At 60.5% G+C, this 22,661-nt stretch carries 23 protein-coding genes and 1 rRNA gene; 11 read left to right on the forward strand and 13 right to left on the reverse strand.

Annotated elements, in window-relative coordinates; translation table 11 throughout:
• Positions 1-29 precede the first annotated feature (29 nt).
• Positions 30-380 (forward strand): metallopeptidase family protein, encoded by a 351-nt coding sequence (locus CS919_RS04315; RefSeq protein ID WP_099298251.1) that lies wholly within the window; start codon positions 30-32, stop codon positions 378-380.
• Here the strand turns inward: CS919_RS04315 and CS919_RS04320 are convergent.
• On the reverse strand, positions 377-1,177 hold the full coding sequence (locus CS919_RS04320; protein ID WP_099298252.1) for a histidine phosphatase family protein: 801 nt from the start codon (positions 1,175-1,177) through the stop codon (positions 377-379). The genes CS919_RS04315 and CS919_RS04320 overlap by 4 nt on opposite strands.
• A 4-nt stretch (positions 1,178-1,181) precedes the next feature.
• Positions 1,182-2,258: a prephenate dehydratase gene (pheA, locus tag CS919_RS04325; RefSeq protein ID WP_099298253.1), complete on the reverse strand. Its 1,077-nt coding sequence runs from the start codon at positions 2,256-2,258 to the stop codon at positions 1,182-1,184.
• A gap of 31 nt (positions 2,259-2,289) precedes the next feature.
• Here pheA and CS919_RS04330 point away from each other — a divergent pair, with 31 nt between their 5' ends.
• From CS919_RS04330 to CS919_RS04340, 3 genes are all read left to right on the forward strand, one after another.
• Positions 2,290-3,621 carry an amidase family protein gene (locus CS919_RS04330; protein ID WP_099298254.1) on the forward strand — a complete coding sequence of 444 codons (1,332 nt, stop codon included), beginning with the start codon at positions 2,290-2,292 and terminating at the stop codon, positions 3,619-3,621.
• The gene (locus CS919_RS04335; RefSeq protein WP_099298255.1) at positions 3,611-4,348 is read left to right on the forward strand and encodes a CPBP family intramembrane glutamic endopeptidase; all 738 of its coding nucleotides are present in this window, start codon (positions 3,611-3,613) and stop codon (positions 4,346-4,348) included. The genes CS919_RS04330 and CS919_RS04335 overlap by 11 nt, the downstream gene beginning before the upstream one ends.
• Before the next feature lie 79 nt (positions 4,349-4,427).
• Positions 4,428-5,876: an LCP family protein gene (locus CS919_RS04340; protein WP_234990803.1), complete on the forward strand. Its 1,449-nt coding sequence runs from the start codon at positions 4,428-4,430 to the stop codon at positions 5,874-5,876.
• 74 nt (positions 5,877-5,950) lie between these two features.
• Here CS919_RS04340 and CS919_RS04345 read toward each other — a convergent pair whose 3' ends face one another.
• The 3 genes from CS919_RS04345 to CS919_RS04355 all read right to left on the reverse strand — a co-directional run bounded on the left by CS919_RS04345 (position 5,951) and on the right by CS919_RS04355 (position 8,800).
• Positions 5,951-6,865 (reverse strand): DUF5926 family protein, encoded by a 915-nt coding sequence (locus tag CS919_RS04345; protein WP_099298257.1) that lies wholly within the window; start codon positions 6,863-6,865, stop codon positions 5,951-5,953.
• A 10-nt stretch (positions 6,866-6,875) separates the two neighbouring features.
• Positions 6,876-7,715, reverse strand: a complete 840-nt coding sequence (locus CS919_RS04350) for a glycerophosphodiester phosphodiesterase (RefSeq protein ID WP_099298258.1) — start codon at positions 7,713-7,715, stop codon at positions 6,876-6,878.
• Between the two features lie 131 nt (positions 7,716-7,846).
• Entirely contained in the window at positions 7,847-8,800 is a 954-nt protein-coding gene (locus CS919_RS04355; protein ID WP_099298259.1) for an L-lactate dehydrogenase, read from the reverse strand.
• A 153-nt stretch (positions 8,801-8,953) separates the two neighbouring features.
• Here CS919_RS04355 and CS919_RS04360 point away from each other — a divergent pair, with 153 nt between their 5' ends.
• Entirely contained in the window at positions 8,954-9,556 is a 603-nt protein-coding gene (locus CS919_RS04360; protein ID WP_099298260.1) for a superoxide dismutase, read from the forward strand.
• Positions 9,557-9,652: 96 nt separating this feature from the next.
• Here CS919_RS04360 and msrA read toward each other — a convergent pair whose 3' ends face one another.
• Both msrA and CS919_RS04370 read right to left on the reverse strand, forming a co-directional pair.
• Positions 9,653-10,354, reverse strand: coding sequence for a peptide-methionine (S)-S-oxide reductase MsrA (gene msrA, locus CS919_RS04365; protein WP_099298261.1), 702 nt, complete (start codon positions 10,352-10,354; stop codon positions 9,653-9,655).
• A 45-nt stretch (positions 10,355-10,399) separates the two neighbouring features.
• A complete protein-coding gene (locus CS919_RS04370; protein ID WP_099298305.1) occupies positions 10,400-12,031 on the reverse strand; it encodes a TM0106 family RecB-like putative nuclease in 1,632 nt (543 codons plus the stop codon).
• A 206-nt stretch (positions 12,032-12,237) separates the two neighbouring features.
• On the opposite strand from CS919_RS04370, the gene CS919_RS04375 reads away from it, so the two are divergent.
• The 4 genes from CS919_RS04375 (at position 12,238) to CS919_RS04390 (ending at position 15,727) form a co-directional block, all read left to right on the forward strand.
• Positions 12,238-12,867 carry a DUF6474 family protein gene (locus CS919_RS04375; RefSeq protein ID WP_099298262.1) on the forward strand — a complete coding sequence of 210 codons (630 nt, stop codon included), beginning with the start codon at positions 12,238-12,240 and terminating at the stop codon, positions 12,865-12,867.
• Between the two features lie 127 nt (positions 12,868-12,994).
• Positions 12,995-14,698 (forward strand): alkaline phosphatase D family protein, encoded by a 1,704-nt coding sequence (locus CS919_RS04380; protein WP_099298263.1) that lies wholly within the window; start codon positions 12,995-12,997, stop codon positions 14,696-14,698.
• A gap of 310 nt (positions 14,699-15,008) precedes the next feature.
• The gene (locus CS919_RS04385; RefSeq protein ID WP_099298264.1) at positions 15,009-15,347 is read left to right on the forward strand and encodes a histone-like nucleoid-structuring protein Lsr2; all 339 of its coding nucleotides are present in this window, start codon (positions 15,009-15,011) and stop codon (positions 15,345-15,347) included.
• Positions 15,348-15,457: 110 nt separating this feature from the next.
• Complete coding sequence (locus tag CS919_RS04390) at positions 15,458-15,727, forward strand: DUF2020 domain-containing protein (RefSeq protein ID WP_234990804.1); 270 nt, start codon at positions 15,458-15,460, stop codon at positions 15,725-15,727.
• 171 nt (positions 15,728-15,898) lie between these two features.
• Here the strand turns inward: CS919_RS04390 and CS919_RS04400 are convergent, their stop codons facing one another.
• A complete protein-coding gene (locus tag CS919_RS04400; RefSeq protein ID WP_234990805.1) occupies positions 15,899-16,297 on the reverse strand; it encodes a class E sortase in 399 nt (132 codons plus the stop codon).
• Positions 16,298-16,398: 101 nt separating this feature from the next.
• Between CS919_RS04400 and yidC the strand changes: the two genes are divergently transcribed.
• Positions 16,399-17,352, forward strand: a complete 954-nt coding sequence (gene yidC / locus CS919_RS04405; RefSeq protein ID WP_099298266.1) for a membrane protein insertase YidC — start codon at positions 16,399-16,401, stop codon at positions 17,350-17,352.
• Here the strand turns inward: yidC and CS919_RS04410 are convergent.
• The 3 genes from CS919_RS04410 to CS919_RS10755 form a co-directional block, all read right to left on the reverse strand.
• Entirely contained in the window at positions 17,349-17,972 is a 624-nt protein-coding gene (locus CS919_RS04410; RefSeq protein ID WP_099298267.1) for a TetR/AcrR family transcriptional regulator, read from the reverse strand. The two genes, yidC and CS919_RS04410, sit on opposite strands and share 4 nt — an antisense overlap.
• 102 nt (positions 17,973-18,074) lie before the next feature.
• Entirely contained in the window at positions 18,075-18,977 is a 903-nt protein-coding gene (locus CS919_RS04415) for a universal stress protein (RefSeq protein ID WP_099298268.1), read from the reverse strand.
• Between the two features lie 239 nt (positions 18,978-19,216).
• Complete coding sequence (locus CS919_RS10755; RefSeq protein ID WP_200818337.1) at positions 19,217-19,378, reverse strand: hypothetical protein; 162 nt, start codon at positions 19,376-19,378, stop codon at positions 19,217-19,219.
• Between the two features lie 41 nt (positions 19,379-19,419).
• Between CS919_RS10755 and CS919_RS04420 the strand changes: the two genes are divergently transcribed.
• Entirely contained in the window at positions 19,420-20,427 is a 1,008-nt protein-coding gene (locus tag CS919_RS04420) for a pseudouridine synthase (RefSeq protein WP_370737744.1), read from the forward strand.
• Positions 20,428-20,482: 55 nt separating this feature from the next.
• Here the strand turns inward: CS919_RS04420 and CS919_RS04425 are convergent, their stop codons facing one another.
• Together CS919_RS04425 and rrf are read right to left on the reverse strand one after the other, a co-directional pair.
• Positions 20,483-21,994 carry an MFS transporter gene (locus CS919_RS04425; protein WP_099298270.1) on the reverse strand — a complete coding sequence of 504 codons (1,512 nt, stop codon included), beginning with the start codon at positions 21,992-21,994 and terminating at the stop codon, positions 20,483-20,485.
• A gap of 550 nt (positions 21,995-22,544) precedes the next feature.
• A 5S ribosomal RNA gene (gene rrf / locus CS919_RS04430) occupies positions 22,545-22,661 on the reverse strand.

Consider the following 22,661-nt stretch of genomic DNA (forward strand, 5'->3'; position numbering starts at 1 on the left):
CGTCAGTTTTCAAACCCCCGGAGGCAGCCGTGTCCATCGACATTTCCGAAGAAGAGTTCGAAGACTTGGTGGACGAAGGTTTGCGTCGAATTCCGGAACAACTGCTGCACAACGTCAACAACGTGGCCATCATCACGGAGGACTACCACGAATTCGATCCCCACATCTTGGGGCTCTACGAGGGCATCGCGCTGACGGATCGCGATAGCGAATACACCTCCGTACTGCCGGATAAGATCACCATCTTCCGGCTCGCCCTGTGCGAGGCCGTGAACAGCCGGGAAGAACTCATAGAGCAGGTGGCCATCACGGTGATTCACGAGCTCGCGCACCACTTCGGCATCGACGATGCCCGCCTCCACGAACTCGGTTGGGGCTAGCACTCTAGCTTATCCGGCGTGCCTAGGGTTCCCCACTCTGCGATGTTAAAAGCTCCCTCCACTGCGTCAGGTTCGTCCTGCGCTGCCTCCGCGAGCTCGCGAACGTTGTCCGGCACGTCCAGCTCCACGAAGTGCGTGTTCGCCAGGTATCCCGCAAACGCCCACTCCGGATCCAGCCCGCCCAAGTAGCGGGCGATGAAGCGGATGATCGCGCCGTGGCTGACCACCGCCACGTCCGTGCCTTCCGGCAACGCGTTCAGCACGCTCATGATCTGCGCGATGTATGCGCTCAGGATCTCCGCGCCGTTTTTTGCCCCATCTACCGGCACCTCCAGCTCGCCGTGCAGCCAGCGGAATAGCACGCGGTGGTAGGCCTCGTGGGCGTCTTCGTCGTTACGCATCTCGTAGTCGCCGGCGGCGATCTCCGCGATATCGCTGAGTGTGGAGACCTGCTCGGTGTGACTCAAGCCGAAGCCGGTGGAGGTGGCGTCGGAAATAGGAGAAAGGCCGCTGCCCGCAAACCCGGAGGCGAAATCCGACCCCTCCGCAGTGGACGCCAGCGTGCCTCCGCCCGCCACGAAACTGTCCGCGAGCAGCACCGCTGTCTGTTGTGCCCGAGCCGCCTGGCTGGACATCACCAGCAGCGGCCCGTCCACGCGCTCCGCCAGAATTGATCCCACGTTGGTGGCCTGCTCCCGCCCCAGTTCGGTGAGATCGGCGCCCGGCAGCGCGGTGTCCAGTGCGTGAATAGTGTTCGAGGTGGTCTGTCCATGACGCACCAGGTACAACTTGCTCAACGGTTTACCCCTTCGTCTGCTGCTGGGCCGGCGGTTGCGTTTGCTGCTTCAGTTCGGCGACCCAACCTCGGGATTCAGAGTAGTCAGGCGGGAAGGTGCCTGCAGGGGGATGGCGTGCGTCCTGTTCTTTTCCGACGCCAGCGCCCGGCAGTTCCGCGCGTGGCCAAGAGCCGAGAAAGCGCAGGGAACTGGTGCTGCGGTAGAGCCCGGCCAGGGCTTCGGCCATCGCCTCGTCCTCGAGGTGGCCCACGAGTCCGAGGTGGAAATAGTAAGTGCCCATGGCTTCGCGAGTGGGGCGGGAGCTGATGCGGGACATGTCTATGCCGCGCACAGATAGCTCAGCGAGGGCATCCAGCAGGCCGGAGGGCTTATTTTCCAGGGTGAATGCCACGCCGGTGCGGTCATTGCCAGTCTTGGGCGTGACCTGGCCGGGACGGGAGACCAGTACGAAGCGGGTGTAGGCACCGCGGACGTCTGCCACGGCTTCAGCCAGGGATTCCAGTTGGTGGATCTGCCCGGCGCGGGCGGGTGCCGCTGCGGCATCGGCGCGGCCTTCGGCCACAGCCTGGGCGGCCGCTCCGTTGGAGCTCGCGGGAACGAATTGCGCGTTCGGCAGGTGCTGCTGCACCCAGGAGCGGGTTTGTGCCTCGGCCGCAGGGTGGGTGGTGAAGGTCTGAACATCCTCGGTGGTAGCGCCTGGGCGAACCAGGATGGAAAATTCCACGGGCACCAGCACTTCGCGGACGATGATCAGCGGGGAACCCATGGTCAGGGCATCCTCGGTTTGAGCGATGGGGCCGTCGACGGAACTTTCCAGCGCCACGCAGGCGTAGTCCACGCTGTGGTTTCGCACGGCCTCGAGGGCCGCACTCGGAGATTTCACCGCGACGCCTTCCGTGGATCCTGGCAGGTATCCGGCGGCGATCATCTGTTGCAGCGCCTGCTCAGTGAAGGTTCCCTGGGGACCGAGAAAGGCCACGCGGGTGGGCTGGCTCTCGGGGTGAATTCCTGGCTGGGCCCCAGCGGAGGCCGATTCGTGCGGGTTTTCGGTGCCGGGCACCTGTGCTTTGCCGGGAGTCATACTTGTCACTGTACGGGCTGACGTAGGGTAAATGACGATGATTACCTCCGGCTTCTCCACCAGGCTGGCCCGTCTTGCAGCGGAGACGGGCCTCAGCGAGCAACAGCTGGGAGTCACGCGCGTCTACAGTCAGCCACACAGCACGCACGCGGGCCAACCCTTGGCTGGCGAAGAGGTGCTTATCAAGGACCTGCAGCAGGTCGCGGGAGAGGTCACCACCTTCGGCTCGGAGAAGCAAGCGCGTACCGCCACTCTGAATGATTCCGCCACGCTCCGTCTGTTGGACCGCGGCGCGAACATTGTTGGGGCTTCTGCGACCAGCGAATATGGAGTGACTGCGTACACGGAGCCGGTGGGTCAGGACGCTCCCGTCAACCCCTTGGGTGCACAGTTCATGCCCGGCGGATCTTCCGGAGGAGCTGCAGTGGCGGTAGCTCGCGGGTTGGTCAACATCGCGCACGCCACGGACGGGGGCGGCTCCATTCGCATTCCCGCTGCGTGTTGCGGCCTAACCGGCCTCAAACCTGCGCACAATCCACGTATCGGCGGCTTCACCTCCACGGCCCACGGTTATCTGGCCCGGGATATCGAGACCACCGCGCGGGCTTATGCGCTGGATATCCCTGACCTAACCTCTGCAGTGCACGAAGGACGCGAGCCGCTGCGCATTGGTTACACGAACACCCCGTTCCACAGCTCCAGCAGCATTGATCCCGCCATAGCGGCGGCCACCGCTGCGGTCACCGCGTTGCTGACCTCCACCGAGGCGGTCACCAGCGTTAGCCAAGCACCGGCGCCGTATTCGCCGCGCACCTTTGAACTCTTCCGAGAAATCCTCACCTCCCGCTGCGCGCAGCTACCTGGTCCCCTTTCTCCGCTGACCCGTTGGCTCAAGGAACAAGGGCAGCAGGTGACAGAGTTGCGTCGAGAACAATTACACCGCCAACTCAATGCGATCGGCGAGGATGTCCTGGCCACCTGGACAGACTTCGACATCATCGCCACGCCCATGCTGGCCTGCGCCCCACCAACTCCGGGAACGTTCTCCGCGCTGCCGCCGCGCCTGAACTTCCTGGCACAGACCGCCTGGACCCCGTGGGCCACGCTGTGGAACATCACGGGATGGGCCAGCGTGTCCGTACCGTTGGTGGATCCACAATTAGTTCCCGGCCGGTGGCCGATCTCCTTGCAGCTGGGGGCTGTCTCGGACCGTGTCTCTGAGGCGGAATTACTGGCCCTCGCGCGCGCCGTATCCACAGTGGCGTCCGCACTGCCGCCAGAGGGTCTGTCCCTCGACGCACCGGGCGATATCGAAGCTCTATCCTACCGTCCACGCCCTAGCGCACACAGCCATGAGCACTAAAAGCTCTTCTGCCCTGCGGTGGGAAATCCTGCTGGTCTTGGCCATCACCTTCGGCATGTCCGGGGTGCGTGCAACCCTGCGCTTGATCGAATCCGTGGCGCGCCCCGAGGGACTCAGCGAGCAGGAAGTCACGCTCAACCAGCAGCAATCTACCCTCGCCTGGCTCGATCCGGCGCTCCAATTAACCCAGACCGGCGTGCTGTTCGCGTGGGGCGGGCTCGCCATTTTCTTACTGCTGCACCACCTCCCCGTGTCTTTCACGAAATGGCGATTCCGCACAACGGACGTCCTGCACGGAGCTGGGCTGGCCGCGCTCGTTGGAGTGCCCGGGCTGCTGTTCTACATCACGGCCGTCCACCTGGGTCTGTCTAAGCATGTGGAACCGTCAGGCTTGGAAGACACAGCGTGGCGCCTGCCACTACTCGTGTTCAACTCCTGGGCCAATGGGTTCGCGGAAGAGATCATCGTGGTGGCGTGGCTGGCCACACGGCTGCGCCAGCTGCGCGTGAGCTGGCCGTGGATCTTTGTGGCCAGCAGCCTACTGCGTGGTAGCTACCACCTCTACCAGGGCTATTCCGCCGGCATAGGCAACATTGTCATGGGCGTGATCTATCTCTGGTACTACAAGCGGACCGGACGCATTTGGCCGCTGGTCATCGCCCACGGATTGATCGACACAGTGGCATTTGTGGGCTACGCGATCACGGGCGGAACGCCAGGCCTGTGAGGGTTTTCCAGCGCAATAACGCAGAACCGTCCCCAGTCAGCCTAGGGATTCAACTGCTAACTCGGCTACCATGTCCCACATGAATCCTCGCCCTGGCGAGCCTTCTGGCTCGGATGACTACGCACTGGACCGAAACGGCAAACCCATCGTGGACCGCTTCGGCAGGCCAGTGCCCAGGCGCTCTCCCCTGTCCAAGGTCGAGGATCTCCCCAAGCCAAAGGAGCAGCCTCGGCCGCCGAAGTATCGACGCAGCTCCACCTCGCGCGACGTGCCTCGGGACATCCCGCGCACAGATTCGCCCCGGCGCGAGTCAGGCCGCCACCGGCCACCCCACACTGAAGTGCCTCGGGCCGCGCCTCTGCCGCCTTCGAACGTTGGTTCCCATCGCAGCAGTCTTCGCGACGACGCACGCGATTATCCGCGAGACTACGCTCAGCAGCCTCGCAGCTACGAACAGCCTCGCCCGGAGGCCGGATATGAGATCCCCTCACGCAGACAAGAGCGTATGGCTCGGATCGGAAGCCAGGCGTGGGAAGGTCGGCGTCGGAAAGAAAAAGAACCCTTCCCCCGCATCGGCGGACGCGGACCTGCATCGCGATCACCCCGCAGGCGCCGGAACTTCAGCGTCTTCAAGACCCTCGGCGCACTGCTGCTTGTCTTGGTGGTGCTGCTGGTGGGCACGGGAATTTGGATCGACACGTCCCTCAACCGCACCGATGCGCTGCAAAAATACGACGGCCGCGTGGGCAACACCGCGGGCACCAACTGGCTGCTGGTAGGCAGCGATTCCCGCGCAGGCTTAAGCAACGAGGACGCAGACCGCCTGATGGCAGGCGAACTCGACGAGAGCACCGGGCGCACGGACACCATCATGGTGGTCCACATCCCCACGTTCGGCGGCAAACCCACGATGGTCAGCTTCCCCCGCGATAGCTGGGTCAACATCCCCGGCTACGGAGAAAATAAGATCAACCAGGCGTTCTCCTTGGGCGGCCCCGCGCTGCTGCAGCAAACCATAGAGGAGCGCACCGGCATGCGCATCGACCACTACGCGGAGATCGGCTTCGGTGGCTTCGCAAACGTGGTGGACAGCGTGGGCGGCATCAACATGTGCCTCGACGAACCACTCCAAGACCCGATGGCGGGCATCGACCTGCAGGCGGGATGCCAGGACATGGACGGCCCCGCGGCACTGGGTTACGTGCGCTCCCGCTACGCCTCGGCCAACGGAGACCTGGACAGAGTGGAGCGCCAGCGGCAGTTCCTGTCTGCGCTAAGCACCAAGCTGAGCTCCCCTACAACGATCTTCAACCCGTTCCGCTCACTGCCCGCGATCGATGCGCTGACCAGCTCTTTGACGGTCAACGATAGCGACCATGTGTGGCACCTCGCGGGCCTAGCGTTCGCGCTGGCGCGCGGGGCGGAACAGGAAACCGTGCCGATCAGCGGCCCGCTGGAAACCTACGCGGGCAGTGCCCTGCAGTGGGATGATGCGGCAGCGGACCAACTGTTTGAATCCCTGAAGTAGGCCCGCCTTTTCGGGTCCAGGGGCGGGACCCGGCAGGGTAAAACCACGCTGGCGCTAACGCGTACTAGCAGTCCCTAGCGGATCGTCACTTCCCGAGAAATGATGGTCTGCTTGGATTTGTGCTCATCGGCGGACAGTGCCTCAGAGTTGCCCAGGGCTGCAGAGATCTTGGTCTCCAGTGCCTCGAGTCCCGCGACCCAATCGCTGGACTCGCGGGTGTTGTCCAGGTCCCAGACCGGCACCAGGATGCCGTGTGTGCGGAACACACCAGCGAACTTGGAGCCCTCGCCCAAGTGAAGGTCGCCTGCAGCGTGCACGCGAGCCAGGGCATTGATCAGCTCGGATTCTGATTCGGGGCGAACCCAGCGGATGTGTGCCTTCTCGCCTGGGTCGATCCACCATGCAGCGCCGGAGATCTTCGCTTCGACGCGAGCAGATGGCAGCACGGAATCATTAGCCTGCTGCAGGGTGGAGGCCACCTGTGGGTTGCTCAGGGCTTCCTCGGTCAACCACCAGTTGAAGTCCTGCGCCACCACGATTTCTGGCTTAGCGGAAGGGTCCAGCAGGTCAGTCAGCTCTGGCTGGGTGCCGTCTGCAATGCCCACGTCCAAGCTCTCGCCGGGCCTGGCGTTGATGGCCCAGTTCAGGGCGAATGCGAGGTCGCGGTTGGGGTTGTCGCCCCGGCGCTGGGATTGCAGAGCCACAAATGCCTCGCCGCCGTCTTCCTCAGAGCGCACCAGTGCGGACACGGCTCCGGGGAGCACCGTCGCGATGCTGACCTTGCGGTCTGCACCCTTGACGCCTGCAACGAAGTGCGCGGAGGGGACGAACTCCTGGAGGGCGACGAGGTCCGCCTCGGCCGCGAAGTCGCCGTATGGGCGCTCGTCCTTGGCCAACTGGACACGCTCAGCGGCGCGAGCTGCCAGCTTTGCTTGGCGTCGGCTCATGCCTTCGGGCAGGTTTTCTTGGTTCTTTTTCTTCTTAGCCACGGCGCCGATTCTAGCCGGTTAACCACCGCGAACGCTCAGGCGCCCTGACCTGGCCCGTCACTTTGCTCCGAGGCGCGTTTCCCGCGCGCGCTGCTTCTTCGTCATCGCGCCACATCCGGGCACGGCCGGGGTAGTTCGTCGCTAGCCACGTGACACCCAGCCGTGCTGACCAGCGCACTTCGTCTTCTTTATCGGCGGTCCACGCGTAGGTGCTCAGGCCGCGCCGCCCGATGATGTCTGGGCGCAGCCGCGCCTTGGCTATGGATAGCCCGTGTGCATTGGCCACTCCCATGGCTTCCATGCCGGGGTGGATCATGCGCTGGTATTCCCGGCGCAGCAAAATCCTGTGGATCTCCGGGTTGATCAGCTTGTATCGCACGAGCGATTGCGGACTGAAGGAGATCAGGTTGATGTGCGGATCGCGGTCCAGACGCGCCTTTTGCAGCTCTTCGTGCAGGCGATGCTCCACCTGTGCGCCGTAGCGGTTGGGGTGTTTGGTCTCGATGAACATCTCTCGCAGGCCATCGCCGATGTTCTGCGAGCGCGTGTCCTGGTAGAGCTCCAGCAGCTCAGCCAGTGTCATGACGCGCGCGGGTTCTTCCGGCGTGCCGATGTTCAACTCGCGCATTTCCGCCAGCGTCATGGTGGAGACGATTCCCTGCCCACGCCCCAATTTTTCCACGGTGACGCGTTCCATCGTGCGGTCGTGGAAACACACCAAGTGCCCATCGCGGGCGAGGCGGATATCGCATTCCAGCCCGTCAGCGCCCCGTTCCACCGCGAGTTCGTAGGCACCGATGGTGTGCTCCGGCCGTTCTCCGGATGCTCCTCGGTGCGCCACAATTTTCATACAGTCTTTTTTAGTCGCTTTCTGTTGATCTGTGCAGTTGGGAGCGCCCGGTTCGCCTTTTGTTCACCGTCTTTTTACCCGACGCCCCACTCCGCCCCTTCTTTCGCGGGGTGCCCCCATCCCGCTGGGGTTTACAGCCCCGCCTCACGCATGACTGTGCGCAGCACGTCCGCGGAGTGGGCAAACTTTTGAGACTCGTCCTCATCGAGATCAAGCTCCACCACGTGTCGCACACCCCGGCGGTCAATGACCGCCGGGGTGCCGATGTACACGTCGTCCAGCCCATAGTGGCCTTCCAGCAGCGCGGATACAGGCAGAACCACGTCCTGGTTGTGGAAGATAGCCTGAGTGATGCGCGCTAGTCCCATGCCGATGCCGAAGCTTGTGGAACCTTTGGCCTGGATGATCTCGTAGGCCGCATCACGCGTCTGCTCAAAGATATGGTCCGCCTCGCTGGGAGTGGAGGCCTCCATCTGTGCAGTGAGCATCCGCTGCAGTGGCACACCGCCGGCACTTCCTGCGGAGAGCACCGGCAGTTCAGTATCGCCGTGCTCACCGATCACGTACGCGTGCACCGAAGTAGGAGCCAGATCCAGATAACGTCCCAGCGCGTAGCGATAGCGCGCGGTATCCAAAATTGTGCCGGAGCCAATCACCTGGCTCGATGGCAGCCCGGACAACTTCCACGTCGCGTAGCTCAAGATGTCCACGGGATTCGTGGCCACCAGGAAAATCCCATTGAAACCCGAAACCATAACCTTGCCCACGATGTCTTCAAAGATGGCGACATTCCGTCCCACCAAGTCCAGCCGAGTCTCGCCCGGCTTCTGGGCTACTCCGGCGCAGTTGACGACAAGGGCGGCGTCCGCACAATCTTCGTAAGAACCCACGGAAACATGGACGGAATGACCAGCCCACGGCACCGCGTGGTTGAGGTCTTGAACGTGCCCCCACGTCTTACGTTCATTGATATCAATGATGGCCAGGTGATCGCACAAACCCTGGTTAACCAGCGCGTAGGCATAAGCCACACCTACGTCCCCCGCGCCGATTAGGACAATTTTGGTTCCTGTTGTCAGGCTCATACCTCTCACCCTAGTTCGCGGCAAGACAACCGTCAGTGCAAGTCGCACTTCGCGCAATCCTGTCCTGCGAAGCAAAAAATACTTGCGAGGATCACCAAACGAGGGGACACTGGAATATGTAACTAAGAACACACGTGAAGGGAAGTATTCATCATGACTAAGTATGAATTGCCAGAGCTGGATTACGCTTACGACGCTCTCGAGCCACACATCTCCGGTGAGATCATGGAGCTTCACCACACGAAGCACCACCAGAACTACGTCAACGGCGCTAACGCTGCCCTGGACAAGCTGCAGGCTGCACGCGAAAACGGCGAGATCGCCGGCGTGGTAACCGCACTGTCTAAGGACTTGGCTTTCAACTTGGGTGGCCACACCAACCACTCCCTGTTCTGGAAGAACCTGTCCCCTAACGGTGGCGGCGAGCCAACCGGTGAGCTGGCTGAGGCCATCAACCGCGACTTCGGTTCCTTCGAGAAGTTCCAGGAGCACTTCAACGGAGCTGCACTGGGTCTGCAGGGCTCCGGCTGGGCAGTCCTGGGTTACGACCACGTTGCCGACCGTCTGGTCATCGAGCAGATGACTGACCAGCAGGGCAACCTGTCCATTAACCTGACCCCACTGCTGCTGCTGGATATGTGGGAGCACGCTTTCTACCTCCAGTACAAGAACGTGAAGGCTGACTACGTCAAGGCCGTATGGAACGTCTTCAACTGGGACGAAGTTGCAACCCGCTTCGAGGCTGCAAAGAAGTAAAGGAAGGCATAGCGCTTCTTTACTAAAAAGCTCCCCGCAATCTGCACGTTTGCGGGGAGCTTTTCTTTGCCTTCTCTATGCCTTTTCTATGCCTTCTTACAGCACGCCGGTTTGGCAGGTCACACCGTTGGGGCCGTGGTTGCAGTAGCCTGCCGGGTTCTTGTGCAGGTACTGCTGGTGCTCGTCCTCTGCCAGGTAGTAGCGGCCATCCCCTACCTCGCTGAGCAGTCCCACTTCGGTGGTTAGCTCGCCAAAGCCGGCCTCGGCAAAGTTGGCGGACCAGGCCTGCAGCGCCGCGCGCACTCGCTCGAGCTGCTCCGATGAACTGGCGTACACGGCAGAGCGGTACTGGGTCCCCACGTCATTGCCTTGGCGGTCGCCGAGGGTCGGGTCGTGATTTTCGAACATCACCTTGAGTAGTTCTTCCACGCTCACCTGCTCTGGGTCGAAGACCACGCGCACAGCCTCGGTGTGCCCTGTCCGCCCAGTGCATACTTCCCGGTACGTGGGGTTCTTAGTGAATCCGCCGGCGTAGCCCACGGACGTTCCCAGCACGCCGTCAACGTCCCAGTACATGCGCTCGGCTCCCCAGAAGCAGCCCATGCCCACCACAATCTCGTCCGCCCCAGCAGGGAAGTCTTCCACTCCGCCCAGAGAGGTGCCCAGCACGGGATTTGGTTGTGGGTGCTCGAGAACAGGGTGCCGCCCACCCTTGAGCGCCGTCTCCGCGGTCACACGCTCGGCCCTATACGGTCCAGAGGAGTTCAGCGCCGCGATGCGTTCCAAGAAGCTTGCCATGATGCGTCCTTTCCTTTTTCTTAGCCGCCGTTTCGATGCAAAGGTTCAGAGCCCGTTGATTCCTGGGGCTCCAGCGCGCAGCCACGCCCGCACATGGGAGGTGGCCACGCAGTCATCGGCGTTATACCGCTCGAGTGTACGACGCGCCGCCAATCTGCCTCGGCTGTCCAAACCAATGGCCTGTTCAAACAGGTCCACGGCCGCTTTGCCGTCCACACCTTCCTGGCTGAAGGTGAACCCTGCCAGCGGTGCCACGGATTTCAGCCCCAGCGAGCCTGTCCCCGCGAGGGCCTTTTTTACCAGCCGGAATAGGTCGCACCATGCGTCGGACTCAATGAGCGCATCCACCTCCTCCTTGCGCGGCATGAGCACCACGCGGCCGTCGTCCAACGTGTATTCGCGTCCGCCGAAGCGCTGCGCGTAGGTACGCAACCAGTAGTTTTCGCCTTGCGCGGCGTACACCCAGACCCGCAGGCGCCGTCCGTGCGCGTCCGCAGATGCCCGGCGCGCCTGCAGCCAGGCCCAGAATTCGGCCACGTGCGCGCCCTCGTCGCCGTGGGCGGAGAAATCGCCGAAGCCGACATAGGAGGAGCCATCGAATGTGCCCCAGAGGAAGGTGCCGCGTTGCGGGTGGGCCTCCATGTCCACATCAAGATCCACCACATCCCGCAGTTCTTCCACCATGGGCATCTGGCCGTGCGCGGGCATGTGGAACTCGTGCCCACCCCACAGTTCCGTGTCGGTGATCCAGCGTTTCAGTGGTCTGCGGCGTGCCACTTCGCCGTTCATCCACGCTTCCGCCAGCGCGCTCTGCTCACTGTCTTTTTCGGCGGCGAGCTCTGGCAAGGTGTTGATCCCGCGTTCCCGCACGGCTCGGTTGCGGTCGCCTGGCAGCATGAGCGAAACGTCCAGGCTTTCCAGAAGCTGAGCGCGGCAGTGGTTGTGAAATTCACACACGGCACATTCCCGCACGCGGCTGGGCGCGGTGGGGGTGGGCTCAGACAAGGCCGTGAGCAGGCCGGTACGCAAAGGAGCGCCGGGGAAGAAGTAGCACTGCTCTTGCTGGTTGGCGACGTGTCCGATCAGCCCTACCTCCGGCGCGGCAAATCCCCATTGCTCGAGGATGACATGCGCCATGGCCAGCTGTTGGCCTTCTTTAGCGATGGCACGGTGTCGGTAGGGCACGGATATTCCCTGCGACAGGCTCAGTCCACTCAGCGGCACGGCGAGGCAGTCCGCGCGTTGGGTTTTCTTGGCGGCGCGCGCCACGCTGTGTGCAGAGATCAACACCGGTGCATACGCCAAGCCCGGGTCCGCGCCGAAGCCTGCGTCGCGCCGGACCAGCAGGTCCACGGTCGCGGCCATCGGCCCGTGTTCCAGCGTGGCGCCAACAATCAACCGCGTTCCCGCAGCCATGGCCTCCAGAGTGTCCTCCACGGCGTGGTCTCCGCGCTCGATATCCACTCGCGTGGGGATGAGTTTGTCGCCACGCCTCGGTGCTTTCGGCAGGCTGGCCAGCACTTCTTGTTTCCTCGCCCGGCTGGAGATCCGGTGGCTGAGCCGCTCCACGGTCTGTTCGAGGTCGTATGCCGTGCGCATCCGGGTGGGTGAGTTGAGATTTATTGCCCGACGCAATACTCCCCTATGCCTGCACCCCACCAAGTCTTCTGGGTGCATCGGTTCCACGGGCACCTCCTCAAGGGATGCGCCTGCGGCGTCCCTTGAGGTTTGGTGAGCGGAGGAAGGTGTGGAAGTCACGATGCTTATACATCTTAGGAGCTGGGTAACTTACGACACATTCTGGGACGGCCGACTACAGTGGATAACTGTTCAATACAATGACGGTCAAGAAGTAAAACGATCACACGATAGCTCGGAGAGACATGGGACTGTTCAGCACACTGCGCAAGCGCCGCCAAGAAAAGAAGGCGGCTATGCGTGCCGCAAAGGTGCGCGCTAGGGCAGAGGCGAAGGCCGATGCCAAGTTGGAGAAGCAGAAGGAAAAGTACCTTCGCAAGACTGCCAAGCAGGTGCGCAAGGCCGATAACAAGGAACTGAAGAACCGCCGTAAGCACGAGGAGAAGATGGCTCAAGCTGCCCTCGAGCAGATCAAGGCCGGCAACTTCAACGGTGGCAATGTAACTCGTTACGTCGGTGCAGCTCGCGTGGCTATTCCTGCGCTTTTGCCTTTGGCCTACCGCGGAATCACCCAGATGCAGGCGTCGAATGAAAAGAGCCGTGCCCAGCACTCGGACGTCCCAGTTTCGGAGATGGCCAAGTACAGCGGCGATGGTGCTGCGCAAAAGGCTCGCATCGCGAAGCTGCGCAAGGAGCTCAAGGATGATTCTTTGCCTGGCGGTTTCGCCAAGGACGCAGAGGACCAGCTGGATCAGCTGGACAAGGCCGTGGATAGCACGCGCACGATGAATGAGAACCAGACGCGTAACGCACTGAAGGCGGTTACTCGCGAGCTGGATCTGGTGGAAAACCAGCTGCGCATCAAGCGTGGCTAATTGCCCACTAGGCATCTGCCCTTCTCCCAGCCCCTGATTGCCCCCTTTTGGGGCTTTGCGGTTAATTCAGACCCGTCAGGGGCTGTTTCGCGCTGCACAATGGCCTGCGGCGTGCTGTCATTCTGTTATGACTCATAACATTTCTCGACGACGCGCGCTGCAAACCGGCGCTGCGGCTACCGCAGTTGCTGCCGCGGCGGCCAGCGCTCAATCCATTGCTTCCGCTGGCCCTGCTGAAGAATTCCCTACTGAACACGCCGTATTCCAACACGGCGTGGCTTCTGGCGATCCGTACTCGGATAGCGTGCTGCTATGGACTCGCATGACGTCCCACCCGGAGGATTATGCAGGTCGCAACCGCGGCGTGGATACCACGGTGCGTTGGGAAGTGGCTACGGACGAAGCCTTTGGCAACATCGTGAGCTCCGGCACCATGCGCGTGACTCCGGATACGGACATGACGGCCAAGCCGGAAGCTGTGGGCCTGCAGCCGTACACCGGTTACTTCTACCGCTTCAGCGTTCAGGATGGTCCCTACAAGGGTCAGATTTCTCCGGTGGGCCGCACCCGGACCGCACCCGCTGCCGGCCAGGACATGTCCGAGCTTCGCTTTGCACTGTTTAGCTGCTCCAACTGGGAAGCGGGTTTTTTCAACGCCTACCGTGATATGGCCCAACGCGGCGATGTTGACTACGCACTGTGCGTGGGCGATTACATCTACGAGTACCCAGCTGGCGAGTACACCGGCAAGACCGGCTCTCTTCGTAACCACCTGCCAGCCAACGAGATCGTGTCGCTGGCTGATTACCGCGAGCGCTACGCGCAGTACCACACGGATCCGGACCTGCAGGCCGCGCACGGTGCCTGCCCGTGGATCGTCACGTGGGATGACCACGAGGTAGCCAATGACACATGGTCCGGCGGTGCGGAAAACCACCAGCCGGGGGACGGCAACTTCATCGAGCGTCGCGACGCTGCCATTCAGGCTTACTTGGAGTGGCTGCCGATCCGCGCCACTCCTTTCAGCGAAGGTGGCCACATCTACCGCAACTTGTCCTTCGGTTCCCTGGCGGAGCTAAACATGTTGGATCTGCGCACTTACCGCAATGAGCAGGTCTCTTTCACCTCAATGGGCAAGACGGACGACACTTCCCGCACCATGATGGGCTCCGAGCAGTTCACATGGCTGGCAGGCAAACTGCAGTCTTCCCAGGCGCGATGGAATCTGATCGGTAACTCCGTGATGATTACGCCCATTCTGATTCCGCCGCTCAAGCAGCCTGAGGCCGATGCTGTGACCCAGCTACTGGGACTGCCGGAGCAGGGCATTCCTTATAACTTCGATCAGTGGGACGGTTACGCGGCCGAGCGTCGTCGGATCGTGAAGCTGATGCAGGAAAACGATATTCACAATTCGGTATGGCTGACCGGCGATATTCACTCCTCATGGGCGTGCGATGTTCCTGTGGAGCCGGGCAACTACCCCGCCAAGGGTGTTGCCGGCGTGGAAATCGTGACGCCTTCTGTAACCAGCTCAAATATCGACGACATCTTGAAGCTACCTGAGGATAATCCTCTTTCTCAGACAGTGGAATCCGCTTTTACTAATCTGAACCGCTACGTGAAGTACCTGGACATGGATTCCCACGGCTACGCGGTGGTTCAGGTCACTCCGGACTACGTCCACACGGACTGGATCTTCATGAATCCGGACGGCAAGTTCCATCCCGGTGCTCCGCTGCACTACGCGAAGTCTGCCCGCGCCTACCAGGGTCAGGGTATTCGCATGAGCAACCAGCCTTTGGACGTCAACGCGCACTCTGCCCGCTAACTGCACCTCTACCTTTAGGTGCCTAACCATTCATGGTTAGGCATTTTTTCATACCTGCATGCGCGCAAGCTATAGGACTAACCAGAAGTTACCATTAAAGGAAAGGATAATTTGAATCTTGATTCATTTGAATTATCGAATCACATTTCACTTTGCATCGAAATGCAGATTCATGTGAATTTATATTGATTAAGGCCTATAATTTGCCTGATATTCATTTAGATCAGTAACATGTAATACAACGAATAGGCGGGACGGTATTCATAACTGCCTAGTTTTCCCATTTCACAGACCCTAAGGTTTTCTCATCATGGCACGTCGCGAAGTAACCCAGTTTTTTGATGACTTTGACAACTCTCCCCTCGAAGATAACGAGGTGAACGTCGTAGAGTTTTCTGTCAATGGCGTTGATTATGTTATGGAACTTTCTGAAAAGAACCTGCAAAAGTTCCAATCTGCGGTTGACCCTTACATTGCAGTCGCACGTCGTGCGACTCGTTCCTCGTCCAACCGCAAGTCCAGCTCCAACTCCTCCTCCAACCGCAACAAGCGCATCCGCGAGTGGGCACTGGAGAACAACCTGGATGTTTCCAAGCGTGGACGAATCGCCTCGGACATCATCGAGAAGTTCAACCAGGCGCACAGCTAACACTTCTCCATTGGCCTCGTAGCCATGTCGCGCACGATACCGCGCTGCTCACCCGCAGTTTTTTCCCAGGCTGCGTGTTCTGATCCTTCGAGGAGGATCCTCAGGTTCAAGTGAGCGTGCGCACGATGCGCAGCAACGCAGAGGCCGTCGCTGTGGTGGATAGCGCGGCACCCATCGATTCCACACTCAAGGCACTTAAACCGGATGGATGGAGCGGCTGCCGTGGCAGCGACGAGGAAATCGGCGCCGTCTACGCTGTGTGGAAGGACGAGGTCGCCGTGGGTCGTCACCACCGCACAGCTGCAGTCCGTAAAGGCGCAGCAAATCGCGGAACGCACCGTCGCCAATCTCCAGCTCTAGAGGTCAGCCCTAACGGATAACCGGCTAGCGCACTCCCACGTCGGTCCACGGCATCAGTGGCCCGATCGCCGGGAACGCCACTTCCATCAGCAGGAAGAACATGCCCACCAGCTTGACCTACGTCGGCCCTGGCAGTGCCGCCACAATGCTGCACACATCGCTTAAGTCACCTCCGATAGTTCCGGCGGCACCTAGCCACTAGATTTATTGTCGCTGCGCACCAATACCGCGTGCACGATCACTCGCTCCGCGTTTGAAAACTGCGGGTGGCAGGGGGTCATCGTCAGCAGTGCGAGATCTCCGTCCGCCACCTCGGTTCGCGCTTGCCCCGGCACCGGATTGATAACGTTGTCATCGCCCGGTGAAGCGATGCTGCGCCCTTGTATCCCTGCGTACTCTCCGCCGGATATGCTCTGTGCCAAGTCCTGATCCATGAACTGCTGCGCGGCCACCCGCCTGGTGTCCTGTCCGCCGTCCACAGTTTCGTCGATGGGCAGCACACGATAAATGTTCCAGGAGCCGGCTGTTTCCACCACCACGCTGACAGGATCGAGCCGCCACCGTGCCCTGGCTGCCCGTCTGTCTGTCATGGCGGCCATTATCTCACGCATTGTCCTTCCATAGCCCTTTTCCTTGCCTTCGCCGTCTTTTAATGCAGCGCTTATGAGTGCAGCTGACTAATGTCTCTCCCATGGCTATCGTTGAGTACCCAGTGGCTGCGGTGTTGAAGCTCTGGCACATGTTGTTGGCGGATATGTTGGGCGTGGACGCGAACACCGCGTGGGTGGGTTCCATCGTGTTGCTGGTGCTCACGATTCGTCTGTTGTTGCTGCCTTTGGCTTACCGCCAGTTCCGTTCCTCACGCATCCTCGCCAACCTGCGCCCGCATTTAGAGGAGATCTCCCAGAGCTTCGAGGGCAAGAATGATCAAGACAGTCGACGCGAGCTTCGCCTTGCCCGGCGCGAATTGCAGCAGGAAAATGACTATCGCGTGCGCGATGGTTGCGTGCCCATGCTCATCCAGATTCCCGTGATCATTGGCCTATATCGCCTGCTGCTGCGCATCGCCCGCCCAGTCGAGGGGTTGAACGCGGCGCATTCTGGTTACGGTCCGTTGAATGCTGAGGAGGTGAAGACTTTTCTCGACGCCAGGCTCTTCAACGTCCCCCTTCCCTCCTATGTCAGCATGATGGATTCTAAGCTACGGGATCTCGGCACCTCCCAGCAGGAGGTGCTGCATGTGGCGCTGCCCTTGATCGCCATGGCGTCACTGTTCACTACGGCGAACTATCTATATAGCTACATCCGCAATCGCCGCACTCTGGATTACAGCATGGCGTCCGCGCGCTTTATCGCCAAGGTGCTGTTGTGGATGGGTCCAATAGTGCTGCTGTTCCCATGGATTTTCGGCCTCACCGGGCCCGCACCGGTGGCTTTGCTTTTGTACTGGGTGTGCAACAACCTGTGGACGGCCGCGCAGAGCTGGGGTATTCAGGCGCGTCTGAACCAGACAATGCCGTTTACGGAGCAATTCCGGGAGCACTACCTGGAAAAGAAGTCAGTGCACGTGGAGTCAAAGCATGCCAAGAAGCACGGGAAGCATTCCCACAAGGCGTTGGCTGCGCGCCAGCAACGCCCTCGCTAGATGTTGTACATTGCGGGGGCGGTGAGTAGCAACTGGCGTGCCATGCTGCGGGCGGTTTCTAAGGGAACTACGGTGCGGCTCATTTTTGCGCCGGCCAGCCCGCCGTCGAGGCAGACCATCAGCTGGTCGGCGAGGGTGCGGGAAGAGTAGCCGAAGCGCTCGTTGAGCAGCTCGGCCATCGTGTTACGACACCAATCGCGGTGTTCCATCGCCGCGTTGCGGATACGCTCTTCGGATTCCGTCTCCGGGCGCGGGTATTCGCTGGCGGCGTTTTGGAAGTGGGAGCCGCGGAAGTTGTTGTTCGGCTCGTCCCGGATGCACAGGTCGAAGAAAGCGATGATGCGGGCTTCTGGCTTCTCGCGCTCCCTAGCGATCTCCTCCCACCGCTTGCGCCATTCGCTGTCCAGTTCTTCCAGGTAGGCAACCACCAGGCTGTCCTTGGAGCCGAACAGGGAGTACAGCGAGGCCTTGGCCACATCGGCATCGCGCAGGATGCGGTCGATGCCGATGACACGGATCCCCTCGGTGGTGAAGAGGTTCGTGGCGCTAGCGAGAAGACGCTGACGCGGCCCAGGGCGGTTACGCCTGCGGGAGCTGGTCTTCTTCGGAGCTGTGGCCATAAACCTTTCCTTGCGAGTTGATCGTGAAATGTGCGGTCTCGTTAGATTTCTAGACTACTGGGTCTAGAGTCTAGCGCGAAGCACTAACGCGCAAGTGCTCAGCTAGCTCTGCGGACGCACCACCATCATGGGGCACGGTGCGTACTGCAACAGCGCTCGGGAGGTGGATCCCAGCAGCATGCCCTTGAATCCGCCACGACCGTGCGATCCCAGCACCAGCAACTGTGCACCTTCGGCGGCTTCCTTCAAGGAGTAGATAGGGCGCTCGCGCTCCACGATTTCCTCGACCTCCACCTCTGGGTACTTCTCCATCAGCGGGGCGAGTTCGCTGGTCAACAGACGCTCGTGGTCTTCAATGAGCTGATCCATCTGGCTTTGGGCTTCCACCACGCTCACGTAGGAGGTGTGGAACTGCGCATCGGACCACGCGTGCACGGCGCGCAGCGGAGCCTGGCGTGCCTGGGCTTCGCGGAAAGCGATCTCAATCGCCTTGCGGGAAACCTCGGAGCCGTCCACGCCCACCACGATGGGTCCGTACTTGTTGGTTTCCGTGACGTCGTTGTCCTTACGAACCACCACCACGGGGCACTCGGCGTGCGAGACAACGGCGGCGGACACGGATCCCATCACCAGGCCAGACAGCCCGCCCAGTCCACGGGAGCCCATGACCAACATTCCGGCATCCTCGGACAGTGCCAGCAGGAAGTCGATGGGGGATTCCTCGCGGACTTCGTGGGAGACCTCGATGGAGGAATCGAATTCTTCGACGATGCGGCGTGCCTTGTCGATCTTGTCGCCGGCCTCACCCTCGAGCTCGTCGTAGAGCTCCTGGGGAGGCACCATTCCATCGGCGTACATGAATTGCGGCATGGTGTAGGCGGTGACCAGCTTCAGTGGCTGTCCGCGCTTCTTTGCGGAGTTGGCGGCCCAGCGGACGGCGGCGTCTGAGGCTTCCGAGCCGTCGACCGCCACGACGATTACGTTTCCAGAGTCATTGGTGGACATGAGATCCCTTTCGCTCACACCCGCCCACGGATTTCGCCACAATTGCTCACTTTCCAGCGAGACTGCGCCTTGTTTCCAACCGAAAGCGGGAAACTTTTTAACACTTAAGTTCTTACACTTCCATTATGCGCTTTTTGCCCCTGACTGGCAGAAAATTCTTTGAGACAAATCTCTCGCATAGCAAAAAGCACCCCACCGTCTCCGCGAGGAGTGGTGAGGTGCTGGCAGAGCGCGCAGGTCTACTTGCGTGGGCTGGTGTCTGGGAGTGGAACGTCCCAAGCGCCTTCTGCGTTTGCTGGGTAGAGGAACGTGTAGATTGCATTGAGTGCGTTGCCTACGGCCGCGCCAAAGTCGGTGCTGAAGAATTCCGCGATACTATTTAAGATTGCATTCAGATCCATAGCTGGGAGTATACGCGGTGATCAATCCTCTTCCAATACGTTTGGGATTAAATCCAACCCGCGCCCAAGTTCCCCTGAGCAGCACTTCTACGGTTCGCACTGAAGATTTCCTTAAGATTCTCATATCTGACCAGCGGCATCGCCACCCTGCAGATGATGATTCCGCCCTCGCCGAGCGCTTTGCTCGCGGCGAAGTTGTGTTGGATTCCGGCGAGGTTTTACGTCCAGATTCGCTACTTCACCCCGGCATGTTTGTGAATTTCTACCGCCAACCAGCAGCCGAGCGTCCGGTTCCTGGTGAGTTACGCGTTCTTTTTTCCGACGCCACCCTTCTCGTCATCGACAAACCACCCTTCCTGGCTACTCTCCCTCGCGGGCAGCACATCACAGAGACGGCCTTGGTGAAAGCTCGCGTGGAGTTTGGGATCCCTGAGCTCTCCCCCAGCCATCGGCTGGATCGGCTCACCCGCGGGGTACTCATGTTCACCGTCCGCCCGGAAGTGCGAGGCGCGTATCAAACGATGTTTGACCGTCGGGTGCCGCTAAAAACTTATGAGGCCATCACTGATGTGCCAGACGATGCCCCGATGCATCCAATTCCCCGGTTCAGCCAGTGGCGTTCGTGGCCAGTGCCCACTCCGGATGATCCTTGGGTGTTGCGGCACCATATGATCAAGATTCGCGGACGGCTATCCACCTATCTTGATGAAGACGTCCCCGCCTCGGAAATGAATGCCTTGACGAAGGTGTTGGGGATGCGAACGGAAGTCCGCGATGGCAGAGAAGTCGCAGTGTGGCAGTTGCAGCCAGGAAGCGGAAAGACTCATCAGCTGCGGGTGGTGATGCGCTGTTTGGGGCTACCGATCCTCAATGATCCGCTGTATGCCGATGTCGATGATTCGGCACTGCTCACTCCGAACGGCGCCCTTCCCCGTCCGGTGTTTGTGGAGGACGAGGATTTCACCAAGCCGATGGGGTTGATCGCCAAGCGGTTGGACTTCACTGATCCACTCACGGGCAAAGCACGCAGCTTCATAAGTCAGTATTAATGACGGTCGTCGCTTGCTACTCCACGGGCATGGCCGCACATAGACATCTCTGTAGCTAGTGGGTCTCCTCTTCGCTGAGGACATATCCGCGCAAATTACGGCTAGTAATCAGCGCGCCTACCGCGAATACCGCGGTCACCAACACCGTGCAGGCGATGAAACCAGCGTTGAAACTTTCGTGTGCCCGAGCCAGAACTTCTTCTGCTAACTCGTGTGGCAGGTGACTCTCCGCCACGGCCAGGCGGGCATCCTGCATTCCTTCGCCAGCTCGCGCTGGAGCTCCTTCGGGAACCACGTAGCTCGCGCTAAATATGAACGTGATCAAGCTTCCCAACAGAGCAACGGCCGAAAGAGAACCGAACTCATAGGAGACTTCTTCTACCGAAGCCGCCATGCCCGCCCGGTGCGGCGGCGCGTTGGAAATCATCAAGATGGATGCCACGGACATCACGGCACCCAAGCCGGTGCCCATGATGAACAAACCAAAGGCCAACACGATGTTGCTGTGCACAACTCCGCCTAGGCCCACCACCAGGGAGCCAATCGCGGCGATTCCGAGACCGCCAGCAACCAGCCTGCGGGCGCCGAGAATGTGCAGGCGAGCACCCGCAATCACACTCGTCAAAGCGGAACCGACAGCAATGGCGGACACCACAAGGCCCGCCTGCAGTGGAGAAAATCCATCGATCAACTGAGTCTTCTGCGACACGATGTACTGCAGACCCACCGTGCCAAACATGGCGAAGCTCGCTCCGATGGCGCCGGCCACAAAAGCAGGTTCCTTGAAAACCTCGAGGGTGAGGAGAGGCTGTTCGAGGCGAGGTTGGCGTCGGACGAATAGAAAACCACCCACCACGGCGCACACCATCGCCACGGCGATGAGCGGCCAGTTCTGGGGCGAATGCGCCAGCTCCTTGATGGTCATCACGGCACCCACCAAGCAGACCATGGCCATGAGGGAAGAGATGACATCCCAATGTTTATCGGGATTTCGGACGCTGCGCGGGGCCACGAAAGGCAGGGTGATCAGGGCGAAAATCACCATGGGGATGTTAATGAGAAAGACGGAACCCCACCAAAACCACTCGAGAAGCAAACCTCCCACCAACGGACCCAAGGCGGAAGCCACAACCGAAAGCAAAGCCCACACACCGATGGCGAAGCTGAGCTCGCGGGACTTGGTAAACGTCAGCCGAATCAGCGAGAGGGTGGACGGCATCATGGTCGCCGCGCCGATGGCAAGCAGGACTCGAGCGCCGATCAGAAACTCAGGAGCCGGCGAAAATGCGGCGATCACTGAGGCGATACCGAAGATGCACAACCCGACGGTGAACATCAGACGGTGGCCGATCTTGTCCCCGAGCGTGCCGGTACCGAGGAGCAGACCCGCGATGACGACAGGATAGGCGTTGACAACCCATAGCTGTTGGGTGCTGGTCGCGTTCAGCTCGCCGACCAAGGTGGGCAACGCCGTGTAAAGGACGGTGTTATCCAACGTGATGAGGAAGACGCCGATACCGACGACAGCCAGCAACAACCACCGGGCAGACGATCGAGCTTCAGACATACTCACAGGCTACTCACTGTATGTCTTCGCACTACGAGGGGGTGAATGGAAGTTCATTGGGGGAGCAAGATCAAGCGAGCATCGTGTACTTCGGCATCGAAGTTTGGTTCCTCATTGCACCGCCACCTTCCTTCGCCGAACTATTCACACTGTGGCTAGGCTACGATCGAATGTCACCTCACCAACAAGATAGTCCCGAGCCTACCTCGCACGAATGTGCACAACCATCCCCCGGAAGTGCCACGCCATAAACTGCGACCTGCGGAAATACAAACCCGATGGCCGCTCCGGGGGATCATTGTGCACCCTGCCCGCCCACACTCATGTTCCCGCCATAACAACCGATGTACTTCCAGACAGCGTTGCCACCCTCATCTTGCTTCCTCGGGGTGGCGCTGATGCCGTCACTGTGCCCCGAACCTTCATCACCCGGTAGTCACATACTTTCCGGGTACACAAAAAAGAAGAGCTCTGGCAACGACCACGAAACACACAATTTCGTATCGCTACCAGAGCTCTTCACACATCAATCTATTCAAAAAATTTTTGATGCCGGCGGTGACCTACTCTCCCACACCCTCCCAGGTGCAGTACCATCGGCGCAGACAGGCTTAGCTTCCGGGTTCGGAAAGGGACCGGGCGTGACCCCGTCGCAAAAACCACCGAC

It is taken from the genome of Corynebacterium dentalis (assembly GCF_900232865.1).
In the GTDB taxonomy this organism is placed as follows: Bacteria; Actinomycetota; Actinomycetes; order Mycobacteriales; family Mycobacteriaceae; genus Corynebacterium; species Corynebacterium dentalis.

Excerpts from the sequence above, each read along its gene's own strand:
- pheA (WP_099298253.1), bottom strand. The coding sequence starts at position 2,258 with ATGACTCCCGGCAAAGCACAGGTGCCCGGCACCGAAAACCCGCACGAA.
- CS919_RS04330 (WP_099298254.1), top strand. The coding sequence starts at position 2,290 with ATGACGATGATTACCTCCGGCTTCTCCACCAGGCTGGCCCGTCTTGCA.
- CS919_RS04335 (WP_099298255.1), top strand. The coding sequence starts at position 3,611 with ATGAGCACTAAAAGCTCTTCTGCCCTGCGGTGGGAAATCCTGCTGGTC.
- CS919_RS04340 (WP_234990803.1), top strand. The coding sequence starts at position 4,428 with ATGAATCCTCGCCCTGGCGAGCCTTCTGGCTCGGATGACTACGCACTG.
- CS919_RS04350 (WP_099298258.1), bottom strand. The coding sequence starts at position 7,715 with ATGAAAATTGTGGCGCACCGAGGAGCATCCGGAGAACGGCCGGAGCAC.
- CS919_RS04355 (WP_099298259.1), bottom strand. The coding sequence starts at position 8,800 with ATGAGCCTGACAACAGGAACCAAAATTGTCCTAATCGGCGCGGGGGAC.
- CS919_RS04360 (WP_099298260.1), top strand. The coding sequence starts at position 8,954 with ATGACTAAGTATGAATTGCCAGAGCTGGATTACGCTTACGACGCTCTC.
- msrA (WP_099298261.1), bottom strand. The coding sequence starts at position 10,354 with ATGGCAAGCTTCTTGGAACGCATCGCGGCGCTGAACTCCTCTGGACCG.
- CS919_RS04370 (WP_099298305.1), bottom strand. The coding sequence starts at position 12,031 with ATGCACCCAGAAGACTTGGTGGGGTGCAGGCATAGGGGAGTATTGCGT.
- CS919_RS04375 (WP_099298262.1), top strand. The coding sequence starts at position 12,238 with ATGGGACTGTTCAGCACACTGCGCAAGCGCCGCCAAGAAAAGAAGGCG.
- CS919_RS04380 (WP_099298263.1), top strand. The coding sequence starts at position 12,995 with ATGACTCATAACATTTCTCGACGACGCGCGCTGCAAACCGGCGCTGCG.
- CS919_RS04385 (WP_099298264.1), top strand. The coding sequence starts at position 15,009 with ATGGCACGTCGCGAAGTAACCCAGTTTTTTGATGACTTTGACAACTCT.
- CS919_RS04400 (WP_234990805.1), bottom strand. The coding sequence starts at position 16,297 with ATGACAGACAGACGGGCAGCCAGGGCACGGTGGCGGCTCGATCCTGTC.
- yidC (WP_099298266.1), top strand. The coding sequence starts at position 16,399 with ATGGCTATCGTTGAGTACCCAGTGGCTGCGGTGTTGAAGCTCTGGCAC.
- CS919_RS04410 (WP_099298267.1), bottom strand. The coding sequence starts at position 17,972 with ATGGCCACAGCTCCGAAGAAGACCAGCTCCCGCAGGCGTAACCGCCCT.
- CS919_RS04415 (WP_099298268.1), bottom strand. The coding sequence starts at position 18,977 with ATGTCCACCAATGACTCTGGAAACGTAATCGTCGTGGCGGTCGACGGC.
- CS919_RS10755 (WP_200818337.1), bottom strand. The coding sequence starts at position 19,378 with ATGGATCTGAATGCAATCTTAAATAGTATCGCGGAATTCTTCAGCACC.
- CS919_RS04425 (WP_099298270.1), bottom strand. The coding sequence starts at position 21,994 with ATGTCTGAAGCTCGATCGTCTGCCCGGTGGTTGTTGCTGGCTGTCGTC.